The organism is Nocardia amamiensis (assembly GCF_015477605.1).
GTDB classification, from domain to species: Bacteria; Actinomycetota; Actinomycetes; order Mycobacteriales; family Mycobacteriaceae; genus Nocardia; species Nocardia amamiensis_A.
Genome location: NZ_JADLQX010000002.1, coordinates 1 through 13,966 on the forward strand (window position 1 = coordinate 1; position 13,966 = coordinate 13,966).

At 66.8% G+C, this 13,966-nt stretch carries 13 protein-coding genes; 6 read left to right on the forward strand and 7 right to left on the reverse strand.

Annotated elements, in window-relative coordinates:
• Positions 1-396 precede the first annotated feature (396 nt).
• The 4 genes from IU459_RS02480 to IU459_RS02495 all read right to left on the reverse strand — a co-directional run bounded on the left by IU459_RS02480 (position 397) and on the right by IU459_RS02495 (position 3,860).
• A complete protein-coding gene (locus tag IU459_RS02480; RefSeq protein ID WP_195127814.1) occupies positions 397-900 on the reverse strand; it encodes a hypothetical protein in 504 nt (167 codons plus the stop codon).
• On the reverse strand, positions 897-2,747 hold the full coding sequence (locus tag IU459_RS02485) for an alpha/beta hydrolase (RefSeq protein ID WP_195127815.1): 1,851 nt from the start codon (positions 2,745-2,747) through the stop codon (positions 897-899). Before IU459_RS02485 ends, IU459_RS02480 begins: the two co-directional genes overlap by 4 nt.
• Entirely contained in the window at positions 2,747-3,124 is a 378-nt protein-coding gene (locus IU459_RS02490; protein ID WP_228837276.1) for a hypothetical protein, read from the reverse strand. The genes IU459_RS02485 and IU459_RS02490 overlap by 1 nt, the downstream gene beginning before the upstream one ends.
• Positions 3,125-3,347: 223 nt before the next feature.
• Complete coding sequence (locus tag IU459_RS02495) at positions 3,348-3,860, reverse strand: GNAT family N-acetyltransferase (protein WP_324198711.1); 513 nt, start codon at positions 3,858-3,860, stop codon at positions 3,348-3,350.
• Positions 3,861-3,929: 69 nt separating this feature from the next.
• On the opposite strand from IU459_RS02495, the gene IU459_RS02500 reads away from it, so the two are divergent.
• On the forward strand, positions 3,930-4,886 hold the full coding sequence (locus tag IU459_RS02500) for a LysR family transcriptional regulator (RefSeq protein WP_195127816.1): 957 nt from the start codon (positions 3,930-3,932) through the stop codon (positions 4,884-4,886).
• A 408-nt stretch (positions 4,887-5,294) separates the two neighbouring features.
• Here IU459_RS02500 and IU459_RS02505 read toward each other — a convergent pair whose 3' ends face one another.
• From IU459_RS02505 to IU459_RS02515, 3 genes are read right to left on the reverse strand one after another with little or no spacing between them, the layout of a single operon-like run.
• Positions 5,295-6,473 carry a hypothetical protein gene (locus IU459_RS02505; RefSeq protein WP_195127817.1) on the reverse strand — a complete coding sequence of 393 codons (1,179 nt, stop codon included), beginning with the start codon at positions 6,471-6,473 and terminating at the stop codon, positions 5,295-5,297.
• Between the two features lie 45 nt (positions 6,474-6,518).
• Positions 6,519-7,538, reverse strand: coding sequence for a Gfo/Idh/MocA family protein (locus IU459_RS02510; protein ID WP_195127818.1), 1,020 nt, complete (start codon positions 7,536-7,538; stop codon positions 6,519-6,521).
• 49 nt (positions 7,539-7,587) lie between these two features.
• Entirely contained in the window at positions 7,588-8,592 is a 1,005-nt protein-coding gene (locus tag IU459_RS02515) for a LacI family DNA-binding transcriptional regulator (protein WP_195127819.1), read from the reverse strand.
• A 426-nt stretch (positions 8,593-9,018) separates the two neighbouring features.
• Here IU459_RS02515 and IU459_RS02520 point away from each other — a divergent pair, with 426 nt between their 5' ends.
• Genes IU459_RS02520 through iolC form a run of 5 tightly spaced genes read left to right on the forward strand, consistent with a single transcriptional unit; the run spans position 9,019 to position 13,716 of the window.
• Positions 9,019-9,915 carry a TIM barrel protein gene (locus IU459_RS02520; RefSeq protein ID WP_195127820.1) on the forward strand — a complete coding sequence of 299 codons (897 nt, stop codon included), beginning with the start codon at positions 9,019-9,021 and terminating at the stop codon, positions 9,913-9,915.
• 9 nt (positions 9,916-9,924) lie between these two features.
• Positions 9,925-10,935 (forward strand): sugar ABC transporter substrate-binding protein, encoded by a 1,011-nt coding sequence (locus IU459_RS02525; RefSeq protein WP_228837277.1) that lies wholly within the window; start codon positions 9,925-9,927, stop codon positions 10,933-10,935.
• A gap of 17 nt (positions 10,936-10,952) precedes the next feature.
• Positions 10,953-12,002: an ABC transporter permease gene (locus IU459_RS02530; RefSeq protein ID WP_228837278.1), complete on the forward strand. Its 1,050-nt coding sequence runs from the start codon at positions 10,953-10,955 to the stop codon at positions 12,000-12,002.
• On the forward strand, positions 11,999-12,781 hold the full coding sequence (locus IU459_RS02535; RefSeq protein ID WP_195127821.1) for an ATP-binding cassette domain-containing protein: 783 nt from the start codon (positions 11,999-12,001) through the stop codon (positions 12,779-12,781). Before IU459_RS02530 ends, IU459_RS02535 begins: the two co-directional genes overlap by 4 nt.
• Positions 12,778-13,716, forward strand: a complete 939-nt coding sequence (gene iolC, locus IU459_RS02540; RefSeq protein ID WP_195127822.1) for a 5-dehydro-2-deoxygluconokinase — start codon at positions 12,778-12,780, stop codon at positions 13,714-13,716. The genes IU459_RS02535 and iolC overlap by 4 nt, the downstream gene beginning before the upstream one ends.
• The last annotated feature ends 250 nt before the right edge of the window (positions 13,717-13,966 follow it).

Below are 13,966 nucleotides of genomic sequence, written 5' to 3' on the forward strand. Positions count from 1 at the left end.
CTTCCGCACGATCTCCTCCGCGGAATGCCGCTTGCGTCCTGCCATATCCCTCAGTGTCCCTTCCGACCCTCATCAGGGCCATCAGGACTCTAAAACCGAGCGGTCTCATTCAGTGGGGACGGGCCACTCTGAGCCTATTGCCGGACTGGCTCGACGCGAACCGGATTTCGAAACTGACTGGGCTCCGTCATCCTGCGCAGAACTCGCCAAATGAACGCCTCGGTGTATCGCCCGCCGGCCCGGTCAGGTTATTCAACTGCCCGACGAGGCACGTGCCGGTTCACTTATTCACTGGAGACATGCCATCCGGTGATGGATGAAATGGCCCGGTCGTTGGGCACGCGCGAGACCTTGAGACCGTGATGCAGGCTCGATGCAATGTCGAATTGCACACGCTCACTCTGCGGCGCACGGCGAGCTGGATCTCACGGAGAATCTCGGGGGACCGGGAACCCGTGAGTCGATGTCCATCTCGGACTGGACGACGTATCCTCGGTCGTCGCGGTAGACGCGGTCAGCTGGGTGGTCGTTCGTGACATGGCGAGGGGCGAGTGTGAACCCGCGGCTGGTCAACGTATCCAGTTTCGCCAAGACCTGATCGATCAGCTCCGGTGCGGGATCTGGCTTGACCACTTTCCTTGCCACCCGCCACGGTGGTCCTTCACTTCTGAGCGAGTTCGGATTCGTGCGGCAGCCCGATTTCTCGATGTCGTGCGGGTCGGGATTTGTCTGGTTCGGCCAGACCGTGTTGAGGTTCTCGTACACGATCCGTGCCGCTTCATCCACGGTGAGTCCCGTGGAGTTCTTGATTTCGTCGTTGGTCGGGCCCTCGTCGATTACGCTGCTGCATCCGGTGATGAGTAGCGTCGCCAGGATGACGATGGCGAACGGGGCTTTCATTTGACGTCGATCCGCGGGCCGGGCTGTGGGTTATCGGTCACACGCGGGTTGGCGTACGGATCGTCGGCACCGAACATCTGGCCCATGGTCGCGGCCTTGCCTGCGTCGAAGCTTTCCTTGCCGCCGTTGCCGTCGTCACCGAGCCCCACATCGACGAATGGTGTTTCGATGCCGCGTTCGACGTAGCCGGTGACGTCTGTGCCCGCGATGACGCCGACGATGTTCTTGAACGCATCCGACGTAGGGTCGTCCCAATACTTTCCGTGCCCATCCGGGCCGAAAACGACCTCTTCTGGTTTGTGTCCTGCCTTATCCGCATCCGAGTGGTAGTAGCCGGTGTCGAGGCGGGTGACACCGGGGACCTCGTCGGGATCACCGCCGAGTGGGTGGCCGGCGTGGGGGTTTCCGGGGATCGGGATGCCGCCGGGGAGGGTGAGGCCAGCTTGCGGATAGGACTGGACAATGCCGATCATGTCGCCGGGAGCGGTCATGGAGTACCGCTGGACGTTTGGGTTCGGATTGTTCCAGCTGCCTTCGAACACGCCGGTTCCGGCTGAGGAGGCATGCAGGATCCGGTCGGCACGCAAACCCAACTGTTCGGCGGAAGCGACGATGGATCCACCGTAGGAGTGGCCGACGTAGGAGACCGGTTTGCCCGGCGCGTGCTGCGCCACTTCGCGGTCGATCTCGCGGCCGAACTCGACCAGCTTCGGGGCCATGTCCTGGGCGAACTTCGGGCTCGGCGCGCCGTCGCTCGGACTGGTCAGGCTCTGCGGGAAGTCGCCCTCCATATAGAGGAAGATCGGGCCACCAGTCTGATCGGCCAGATTCCACGCCGCCATATGGTTCGATCCGGACCCGTTCAGGTTCGTGCTCGTGCCGGGTACATACACGCCGACTCCGGGTGCTTCGGGTTTCATCTCGCCGATCATCTCGATCATGTGGCCGTTGCCGCCGGTGTCGAACATGACGAACTTGCGGTCGATCAAGTCGTTACCCGGTGTGGCATTCGGCCCGTACGACTCGATCTTCTGGCCGGGCTGTGTGGTGTCCGGGCTGGGGATCGGGGCGAGCATCGCCTGCAACTGCCTGACGCGGGCCTCGTCCGGATCGGGTTTCTGCTTTTCGACGGTGAGGGCGTTGCGGATGTTGATCTCGTTGGCCTCGATCCGCATCGCGAACGGCACACCGTTCATGTTCCCCAGTTTTTCCGGTGCCGCGATCACCAATTGCCGCTGTGCCTCCGGGCTCATTCCGGCCAGGAACGTGGCCCGCTGATCCGGTGACATCGACGCAAGCTGTGTGGCCACAGCATCCGGGTCGTGGCGCGAACCATCCGGCACCGTGATGTCCTGCTGCTCGTCGCGGATCGCGGCGAGGTCGGCCTGGATGTCCCGCAGGCTCGCGCCGAAAGTGTTGTCGAGACGTTCGAGCTCATCCAATCCACTGGAGATGTTGAGCTGGAAAACCCCGGCGTCACCGGCCTTTTCGGGATCTGGATGCGTCACCTGACCGTCGTCGGTAACAACGAATCCCTGCCCGACAGCCGCATCGCGCTGACCGAGAACGTAGTCCCTGGAATGCCGCATGCCCTTGCACGCGTCGTCGGCGTCATCGGCGAGCCGCAGCAGCAGGGCGCGGACCTCGTAGCCGTGATCGACCTCCTCATCGATGCGTCGCATCGCCGCGTCGCGGGTCTGCCCCTTCCAGTCGCCGGCGGCCGATGCCGCTCGAGAGCTGTCGTTGACCGAGCTATAGAGAGTTTCGGCGTTGTTCCGGGCCGCTTCGGCGGCGCGGTTGAGTCCGTCGATGTTCCAGCCTTCGAGCTGGCTGATCAGCGGGCGCATCAGCGGGGACTCAGCTTTCCGATCTCGGTGGCGATCTCGGCGTCCTTGTCCTGAATGTTCGCGGAGTACTTGTCCAGCAGATCCGCCAATGTGGTGAACCGGGTCGCGATCGAGGTCATGGCCTGCTGCGCCGGGTCCGCCATTCCGCGGACAACAGCGAGGATGTCGCTGCCTTCACCGGTCGCTTCCGTCATGGCCGACCAGGGCAACTTGCCGATCTCGTCGCCCTCCCGCCGCCAAGTCGCCGAAATGTTCGTCACCTGATCCGGCGTGACGCCCAACGCCGCGCTTCCGGCCGACGGAGCTGGCGGGGTGGTGGTCGGTGTGGTCGTGGCTGGTGCAGGCGGCATCGGCTGCTGTGTTGGATCGGGACTCATGTTCCCCCCATCGGCCCTGGACACCAGGGAGATCTGGACATGCGATCCGTCTACCGTAACGGGAACTCGCCCCTGCACGCCACCAGCGCTGTGACCGGCAATGCGTTGTCGGCTCTCCAACCTCGTCCGCAGCGCGATGGCCGCGAATACCGTTGCCATGGTCAGCCATCCTCGCGTTCATACCGACACGATTACCGATCACAGTGGCAGAAACGCTGCTTCCTCAGCGCAGCTCATACCGCATGAACACATCCGCGCGCTCGTACGGCATCGGCCCGATTTGATCGCTCGGGACGTGCACGAATCCGACCGATTCGTACAGATGCACAGCGTCGGCCAGTTTGGTGCTGCTACCGAGGAACAACGCCGTGGCGCCCTGCCGTCGGGCGTAGTCGATGGCCTCCTGCAGGATGATGCGACCGAGACCGCGGCCGCGGCGGTCCCGCGCCACGGCCATCTTCGACAGCTCGAACACACCGTCGCCCTCCGATACCAGCGCCACACATCCGACGATGTCCGCACCGTCGCGGGCGATGAGTACCTGTCCGCCCTCGGCGACGATCTCGCGCTCCGGGTTGTCCAGTTTGACGGAGTCGGCGGGCTCGAGGGAGAACAGCTCGACGATCCATTCCTCGTTGAGTTCCTTGAACGCCCGTGCGTCGGCGGAGCTCGACATCGGCTCGACGACGATGGTGTCGATCTGTCCGGTGGCAACGGATTCGGTCTGCGGTGTCACGTCCTCAGCATGCCGGGCCGGGAATCATCATGTCCAATACTTGATAGGTCCGATTGATACGTTGAACTTATGATTGATGGGGTCGAACTACGGCATCTGCGCTACTTCCTCGCGGTCGCCGAGGAACTGCATTTCGGCCGGGCTGCCGCGCGCCTGCACATCGCTCAACCCGCGCTGACCCAGCAAATCCAGAGGCTGGAGACGCTGCTGGGGACCCGTGTATTCGACCGCACCTCGCGCAGTGTCGCCCTGACTCCGGCGGGAGAGGTACTGCGTGAGCGGGCCGCGGCGATTCTCGGTCATGCGACCCGCGACCTGGACGAGGTCGCGCGCATCGGCCAGGGCAGCCAGGGGCGGCTTTACCTGGGCTTCGTCCCGTCGGTGCTGCCGCTGAAACCGCTGCGGAGTGTCCGGCAGTTCCGAGACCGCTACCCGCTGGTCCAGATCGACCTCATCGAGGGCTACACCACCCACATGATGGCCCAGCTCGGCCACGGCGCGCTCGACATGGCGATCGTGCGGGACCCCGACGAGCAGCCCGACACCGTCGTATTCCCGCTGGTCACCGAGCCGTTCATGGCGGTGCTTCCGGTCGATCACCCGCTGGCGGACCATGCCGCGATCACCGGCTCCGACCTCGCCGACGACCCGCTGGTGTTCTTCCCCCGGGCCGCGGGCTCCCATGCCCACGACAAGAACCTGCGGCCCTTGGTAGAAGCTGGTCACCGGCCCCGCATCGTGCAGGAGGGCAACAACTGGACCACCATCCTCTACCTGGTGGGTGAGGGGCTCGGCGTCACCATCGCACCGCGCAGCGCGACGTTCACCGCGCCGCAGACCGTGCGCATCGTGGCACTCACCGAAACCGCCGCCACTACAACGGTTTACGTGGCTCACCGGGTCGATGACGATCGGGCTCTGGTCCGCAACTTCCTGGCGCTGCTGCCGAACGATGACGCTGGGCCGAGCAGCCGGGACGCTCGAAAAGGGTGTGCGGCAGCAGATCTGGCTGCGGTGGTCGAGTAATCGGCGAAGTCACCTGCGGCTCGCGTGTTTGCAGCCGTTCCGTCCACTGGTCGATGGATCGCGGCCGGAAAGCAGGCACCGTATCCGCAACAAGCGGGCGGGGTCACACCCCGTCCCCGTATCACTGATTCACGATAGGGCGCGAGGAAGGCCGACGCGGCCGATGTCGCTCCGGAGACGATGACTCGTTCAGGATTCCGGTGGGAGTATCGGCGACGTGAACACTTCTTCCAGCGGAGTCGGGCCGGTGTAGCGGTGGCAGTCGCAGCCGACCCACTCCCGCAGGCCGTGAGTGCCCACTCGCCGCCGATGCCCGAACCGGCCACATAGCCAGCCGACCCCGATCAGGCCGGCGCCGACTGCAAGGCTGAGTCGATCCAACACACACGGCCTCGAGGCGCCACCTGATCATCGAGGTGGGAGCCCGAATTCCGTTCGGACGGCGGCGAGGAGAGCATCGACATCCGGCCCGAAGACGAGGGCTGTCACGTGCAGGGTAGTGATCGCCGCGTCCCTGGCATCGGGTTTGGTCGCGTCGACGATCGTCGGCAGGGCGAAGGACGGCCGGTGGATCGGGCCGAGGTCGAAGGGGTTCGGCGTCGACTCGCGCGAATAGGCGACGAGGGATCCGACGACCTCGTTCCCGTTCTCGTCCACCGGACCGAAGTCCTCCTCGTGCAAACGGGTAATCGCAGCCTCCATGTCGTCGAACGGCGGCGGCAGCGGCTCGCCCTCGCGCAGGGCGCTCAAAGCCCTTTGTATCCACGCTCTTTCGGCAATTTCCGCCTTTTCGCAGGCCTGGACGGCAGACCAGCACGCCAAGCGCCGCAGATCCTGCTCGTTCATGGTGGCGATCGCCTCGGCGAGCGGGCGGTCGTAGCGGGACAGCTCCTCGGCACCGGCGAGATCCCGCAACTCTTCGATCGGCTCTCCGCCCCACTGCTTTCGCTCGAACGCAGCGGCTCGCTCAGGCAATTCGGAAACGTGCAGGTGATGGACACCGTCTTCATCGAAAACCGTGACCCACTCGGGCTCTTCGGATTCTGCCGAGGCAGGGCGGTCCGGGATCGGAACGTTCTCCGGCACACCGTATCCGGGCATATCCCACTGCACGGCGGGCAGGGGTTCACTGCCGTCATCCGGCCAGAGCCGGATCCGCCACACGTCGCCGGGCTCGGTGGACCCGGGCCAGCCGTAGTTGACGAATCCGCGGCCGCTGACCTCGATCAGGTAGTTACCCTCCGGAACCTCACAGTCCACCGCACCGTCTGTCGGTGACGACAGAGACAGGAATCCCTCTGGGCCGACGCGCAGCCGCGCCTCGCATACCTGCTGCCACCGGTCCCGATCGCTGGGCGGCCGAGCTCCCCACACTTGCACCGTCACCGGCATCCGGAAGTTGTTCTGGTGCGGGCTGAGCACCACCATGGCATAGCCATCCGATGCGTAGGGATGTGCCGCCATCGCGTGGTCGAGGAGATCGAGTTCTCTGTCCGGATCTCCGAGACCTCCATCGATACAGAACTGTCCATAATCCATGAACAGCTCCACCGTTTCTTCGCTGACCTGACGTGCCGCGGTGCTCATCGCGCCATCCTGGCACGCTCTATGGCGAGGGCCTCATCGTGCAGATCAGCGCCGTACCTCGGCTATCTCGACGGCGCGGCTTTCCCGCCGGGACAGTTCGCAGGCCTCGGCGACGTAGAACGCCTCGAGAGCATCCAGCGGACTGCAGGGATTGTCGAGTTCGCCGTTGACGACCGCGACGAAGGCGGACAGCTCCTCGGTGTACGCGGGACGAAACCGCTCCATGAAGCCCGCGTAGGCGGGGTAGGAAGGGGGAGCGTAATCGGGTTCGACCGATGTGAGCGGCGCCCGGTCGTCCAATCCGACGATGGCGTTTCCCTTGGAGCCCAGTGCTTCCAGGCGGACGTCGTACCCGGCTCCGTTGTAGCGGGTCAGCGACACGGTCGCCAGCGCTTCGTCGTCCATGCGTAACAGCACGGCGGCGGTGTCCACGTCGTCGGCTTCGGCGAAGAACGCCGCGCCCCGGTTGGCCCCGAGGGCATGGACCTCGACGATCTCGCGTCCGGTCACCCAGCGGATGATGTCGAAATCGTGCACGCCGCAGTCGCGGAATATGCCGCCCGATCGCGGAATGTATTCGGCAGGAGGGGGAGCCGGGTCGAGGGTGGTTGCGCGCAATGTGTGCAGCCAGCCGAGTTTGCCGGAGCTGATGGCTTCGCGTGCCGCGCGGTAGCCGGCGTCGAAGCGGCGTTGGAAACCGATTTGGACCGGGACAGGGGAGTTCTGGATGTGGTCGATGACGGCGAGGGTGCCTTCGATGTTCGCGGCCACCGGTTTTTCGCAGAAGACGGGGATGCCCGCGTCGACGGCTCGGGTGATGAGGGCGGGGTGGGAGTCGGTGGCGGTGGCGATCACCAGGCCGTCGAGGTCGGCGGCGAAGAGGGTGTCGAGGTCGGGGGCGAATTCGACGCGGAGGTGGGTGGCGGTCGCGCGGGCGCGGGCGGCGTCGGCATCGGCGACGAGAACGGTGGCGACGTTCGGGAGCTTGGTCAATGTCTCGGCGTGTGCGGTCCCGATGCGGCCGGTTCCGGCCAGGCCCAAGGTGACGGCTCGGTGGGATGACATCGGCTCTCCTTCGAGGTGGAATCGCGGCCTGTGTCGGCGGACGCGGGGTTCAGCGACCGGGCGCGGCGGTGGTGGAGCGGACGACGAGAGATGGCTGGAGGCGGCGGCGGACCGGGGCGGTGCGGCCGTCGCGGAGCCGTTCGGCGAGCGCCTCGATCGCGAGGCGGCCCATCTCGGTGCGGGGCTGGTCGATGGTGGTCAGCGCGACGTGACGCAGCGCGGCCAGCGAGGTGTTGTCGTAGCCGACGATCGAAACATCTTCCGGGACATGTAATCCCGCTTCCTCCAGCGCCGACATCGCGCCAACGGCGTTGAAGTCGTTGCCGCAGACCAGCGCGGTGGGAAAGTTGTCGCGGGCGAACAGGTTCAGCAGTTTGCGCACCGCGGCCATGCCCGCGGAGTCGGTGTGCTCGCTCGGCACGATCATCGGTTCCAAGCCGTGGCGCTGCATGGCCGCCCGGTAACCCTTGCGGCGTGGCGCCGAGGTGAAAGCGCCGCCGCCGTCGAGATGCACGATGCGCCGATGGCCGAGGGAGACCAAGTGATCGACGGCGAGACCGGCGCCGATCTCGCCGTCGTCGTTGACCGTGTCGATGTCGGCGACGGTGGAGGTGCGGGAGACCAGCACCAGCGGAGCCTGCCGCGCCGCTTCGCGGATAGCGGCGGCGGGCAGGATGGGCGACAGCAGGATGACGCCCCCGGGCCGGAAGGACAGCAGGCTTTCCAATGCCGTCCGCTCGCGTGTGGCGCTGCGGAGGCCGGTATTGAGGATCAGTTCGAGGCCGGATTCCTGGGCGGCGGCGTCCATGCCTTCGACCACGTCGGCGAAGAAGGCGTTGCGCAGGTCGGAGACCATCACGCCGACGATGTTGGAAGTCCGGCTGGCCAGCGAGCGCGCCATGATGTGCGGTTGGTAGCCGAGGTCTTTCGCCGCGTCCAGGACGGCACGACGGCGGTGCTCGCTGACCTTGGGCGAGTTGCGCATGACGAGCGAGACGAGGGCGCGGGACACGCCTGCGCGCGCGGCGACGTCCTCCATGGTGGGTCGCGCCATATCGCCTCCGTTCCGAGTTCGTCTGGTCTATCGGGGTACATCTGGTCTATCGGGCCGATCCGGCCTGCCGGTCCTGTCTCGGCTTGCCGGCGCTGCCGGCCCTCCTGTCCGGCGTGCCCGGGTCGCCGACTTGTCAGTCTTCCCATGCCCGCCGGACCTTCCAGCTCGGCCGGGCCCATCTGGCCTGCCGGACCCCGCCGGGTCGGACGATACAAGGTCCCCGCTCCCGATTCAATAGAGCGCTCTAACTGGACTTTCCGGACGCTCGATGACATCTGTTTTCGGGTGAAACTCGGGGATATCAGCTGGTAGCAGCGCACTTAACGGGCGAAGCGAAAGCCCTTGACACACTATGACCTACGTTACATAGTTGGAGCGCTCCAATTGAGCGGAGTCAACTCGACATCGAAGGTCGGAGAAGTGCCGATGACCGAATCCCGCTATCCGCTGCGCATCGCGGCCGCGCCGATCTCCTGGGGTGTCTGCGAGGTCCCAGGCTGGGGCAATGTGCTCGACGCGCGCACCGTTCTGTCGGAAATGGCCGCGCTCGGCCTCTCCGCCACCGAACTCGGCCCACCCGGCTATCTGCCGCGCGACCCGGATCACCTGCGACGGTTGCTCGAGACGTTCGGCCTGACAGCGGTCGGCGGATTCCTCGCGGACGTGCTGCACCGCGATCCGCAGGACGCGATCGCGCGGGCCGAGGACACCGCATCGCTGCTGGCCGCCACCGGAGCGGACGTCCTCGTGCTCGCCGCCGCGACCGGACTCGGGGGATACGACGCCCGCCCGCAACTGGACGACACAGAATGGCGGACCCTGGTCGACACGGCCGCCGCGATCCGCGATATCGCCTCCGCGCATGGCCTGCGCGCTGTCCTGCACCCGCACGTGGGGACCCATGTGGAGCGTGAACCGGAGGTCGAACGGTTCCTCGCCGACTCCGATCTCGACATTTGCCTGGACACCGGGCACCTGCTCATCGGCGGCACCGACCCGGTGCGCCTGGCGCGACGGCATCCCGAGCGAGTCGGGCACATTCACCTCAAGGACGTCCGCGGCGCACTGGCCGACCAGGTACGCGCCGGGAACCTGGAATACAGCGAGGCGGTGCGCCGGGGGCTGTACGTCCCGCTGGGCGCGGGCGATGTCGACATCGCAGCGCTCGTGCGATGCATGCAGGCCGCGGGTTATCGGGGTTGGTACGTGCTGGAGCAGGACGCGGCACTGCGTCCGACCGACTCGGCGCGGCAGCCGAGCCGCGACACCGAACGCAGCTTGCGCCACCTAGCGGATATCGCGCTCGCCGCGGCAGGAATCTAGTGGGAAGCGATGACAACGATGTCTCTGAGACCACAACGCGGCGCGAGGACGTGGCGCTTCAGTCGCATGCTGCCGTGGGTCGCCGTGGCCGCCCTCTTGGCCGCGTGCACCGGCCCTGGCGCCGACGCGCCCGCCCCCTCGCAAACCCCGATTCCCGCCGGGACGCTGAATTCGGTCGCGGTCGTCACTCACGGCAGCCCAGGCGACGCGTTCTGGAACGTCGTCAAGAACGGGGCGGAGGCCGCGGGCAAGGATCTCGGCATCCGCGTGGAGTACAACGCCTCGGGCGATCCCGGTCAGCAGGCGAAGCTGATCGACAACGCGGTGGCGCAGGGTGTCGACGGCTTGGTCGTCTCGCTGGCCAATCCCGAGGCGTTGCGGCCATCGGTGGAAAAGGCTGTGGCCGCTGGCATTCCGGTGGTGACGATCAATTCCGGTGAGGCCGAGAGCGCGAAGTTCGGCGCGTTCGTCCATGTGGGCCAGAGCGAATCGCTGGCCGGTCAGGCAGCGGGCCGACGACTCGCCGACGCCAAACGGACCAAGATGCTGTGCGTCATCCACGAGGCGGGGAACATCGGCGCGAACCAGCGTTGCGAAGGTGCGACGAAGGCGTTCGGCAACGCGACGACGCTGCAAGTCGACATCAACAACCCGACCGACGCGCAGTCGAGGATCAAAGGCGCGCTGGAGGCCGACCGGTCCATCGACGCGGTCCTGACGCTGAACTCCCAGGTCGCCGCGCGAGCCGTCGACGCGGTGCGGGAAGCGGGATCGGCCGCCACCGTCGCCACCTTCGATCTGAATTCCGATGTGGTGGAGGCGCTTCGGGCAGGCAGGCTGCTGTTCGCCGTCGATCAGCAGCAGTACGAGCAGGGCTACCTGCCGATCGTGCTGCTGCGGATGTACCGCACGAATCTGAACACCGTGGGAGGCGGCGCGCCGGTGCAGACCGGTCCCGGCTTCGTCGACAAGAACAATGTGGAAGCCGTCGCCGCGCTCGTCGCGCAGGGCACGCGGTGAGGTCGGGAGTGGATGAAATGACCGTTGCGACAAAGACCTCCGACACCACCCAGGAGCGATCGGCAGGCCTCTCGCCACTCCAGCGCCTGGCCGTGCGGCCGGAGATCGGCGCGGCGCTGGGCGCGCTGCTGGTGTTCGTGTTCTTCTCGATCATCACCGACCGGTTCCTGAGCCCGCTCGGCGTGGCGACCTGGCTGGACGACGCCTCCACACTCGGCATCATGGCGGTGGCCGTGGCCATGCTGATGATCGGCGGCGAGTTCGACCTGTCGGCGGGCGTGATGACCGCCTCCACCGCGCTGGTCACCGCGTTGCTGGCGGTGCACGCCGGGTGGAACGTGTGGTTCGCGCTGCTGGCATCGCTGGTGCTGGCGCTGGCGGTCGGGGCGTTCAACGGCTGGGTGGTGATGCGCACCGGCCTGCCCAGCTTCATCGTCACGCTGGGCACGTTCCTGGCATTGCAGGGCCTGAATCTCGGCGTGACGCGGCTGGTCACCGGCACGGTCCAGGTGTCGGGCGTGCGGAGTGCGGACGGGTACCAGTCGGCGGGCTGGGTGTTCGCCTCGACGCTCGACATCGGCGATGCGCACATCCAGGCGTCGGTGGTGTGGTGGGTCGTGCTGACCGCCCTCGCCGCGATCATCCTGGTGCGCACCAGGTTCGGCAACTGGATCTTCGCGGTGGGCGGCGCGTTGCCGAGTGCCCGCGCGGTCGGCGTCCCCGCGGACCGCACCAAGATCCTGCTGTTCATGGGCACCGCGTTCGCGGCCTGGGTGGTCGGTTCCTGCAATATCCTCCGGTTCGCGAGCGTGCAGGCCAACCAGGGCGTCGGGCTCGAACTGCACTACATCATCGCCGCCGTGGTGGGCGGGTGCCTGCTCACCGGCGGCTTCGGCTCCGCGGTCGGCGCCGCCATCGGCGCGCTGATCTTCGGCATGGCGCGCCAAGGCATCGTGTTCGCCCGCTGGGACAGCGACTGGTTCATGCTGTTCCTCGGCGTGCTGCTGCTGGCGGCGGTGCTGGTCAACAACAGATTCCAGAAACGAGCCGAAAGGGTGCGCCGATGACTTCCCTCATCGAGGCCGTCGATCTCGGCAAGAGCTACGGCGGCGTGGTCGCGCTGCGCGAGGTGTCCACCGTGGTGAACGCGGGCGAGGTGACCTGCGTGCTCGGCGACAACGGCGCCGGCAAGTCGACGCTGATCAAGATCCTGGCCGGGGTGCACCAGCACGACCGCGGCGAGCTGCGCGTCGAGGGTGGAACGGTCCGGTTCTCCTCGCCTCGGGAGGCATTGGATCGCGGCATCGCCACGGTGTATCAGGATCTCGCGGTGGTGCCGCTGATGAGCGTGTGGCGCAACTTCGTGCTCGGTTCCGAACCCACTGCCGGATACGGACCCTTCCGGCTGCTGGATCGCAAGAAGGGCCAGGAGATCGCGCGAACTGCTCTGGCGGACATGGGAATCGACATTCGCGACCTGGAGCAGCCGGTGGGCACGCTGTCCGGCGGCCAGCGGCAATGCATCGCCATCGCGCGCGCCGTGCACTACGGGGCGAAGGTGCTGATCCTCGACGAGCCGACCGCGGCGCTGGGTGTGAAACAGGCGGGTGTGGTGCTGAAGTACGTCGTGCAGGCGCGCGAACGCGGGCTCGGCGTCGTGCTCATCACGCACAACCCGCACCACGCCTATCCGGTCGGCGACCGGTTCCTGTTGCTCAAGCGGGGCGCGATGCTCGGTTCATACGAGAAATCGGAGATCGACCTGCCGGAATTGACCCGCCAGATGGCGGGTGGGGCGGAGCTGGACGCCTTGCAGCATGAACTGCAGCGGGTGGTGGACTCGTGACCGAGCTGGAGGCGCTGACCATCGGCCGGGTCGGGGTGGACCTCTATCCGGAACAGAGCGGCGTCGCCTTGGCACAGGTGCGCAGCTTCGCGAAGTTCCTGGGCGGCACCGCGACGAACGTGGCGGTGGCCGCCGCCCGGCTGGGCAGACGCTCGGCGGTGCTCACCAAAGTGGGCCCCGACGGCTTCGGCGATTTCGTGCGGAGCGCGCTGGAGGGTTTCGGCGTCTCATCCCGTTACGTGACGACCGCGCCGGACCTGCAGACCCCCGTGGTGTTCTGCGAGCTGACCCCGCCCGCCGATCCACCGCTGTTGTTCTACCGAGCGCCGATCGCGCCGGATCTCACCATCACCACGGAGGAAGTGCCGTGGGACGTAGTGGATTCCGTGCCGCTGTTATGGGTGACGGGCACCGGTGTGAGCGCCGAGCCGGGCCGCGGCACGCAGCGCGAGATTCTGCTGCGGCGCGCGCGACGTGGGCACACCGTGCTCGACCTGGACTACCGGCCGATGTTCTGGCCCGACTCCGACACCGCGCGGGCCGAGATCGGCTGGATGCTCGACCACGTGAACGTCGTGGTCGGCAACCGCGCCGAGGTCCACGTGGCGGTGGGCACCGCGGATCCGGACGCGGCGGCCGACCGGCTGCTCGCACGTGGTGTGCGCCTCGCGCTGATCAAACAGGGCGCCGAGGGGGTGCTGGTCGCCACCGACGCCGAGCGCTGGACCGTGCCACCCTGCCGAGTGGAGGTGGTGTGCGGACTCGGGGCGGGCGACGGATTCGGTGGCGCGTTGATCCACGGTCTGCTCTCGGACTGGGACCCGCGCCGCATTGCCACCTACGCCAACGCGGCGGGCGCACTGGTGGCCGCACGTCTCGCCTGCGCCGACGCCATGCCGACCGCCGCGGAAATCGAGGAATTGCTGTGTGGTTGAACCCGCCCGGACACGGAATGGAGGAACCGCTGTGGACGTGACCGACGAACGCAGGCGCGAGCTGCCGCGCGTCCGGTCAACGGATCCCGCGGCGATCCGGCGGGCCCATGTGCAGCGGGTCCGCCATCCGTCCCTGACGGCAGGCGAGCCGACTTCTTCCCGGACGCAGCGACAAAACCTGGCCTGTGGCATGCCATGGTGCCGTTCTTCCCCAGCAACGGCGACCGCGCCGGGTTCGCCCCGTCCTGCG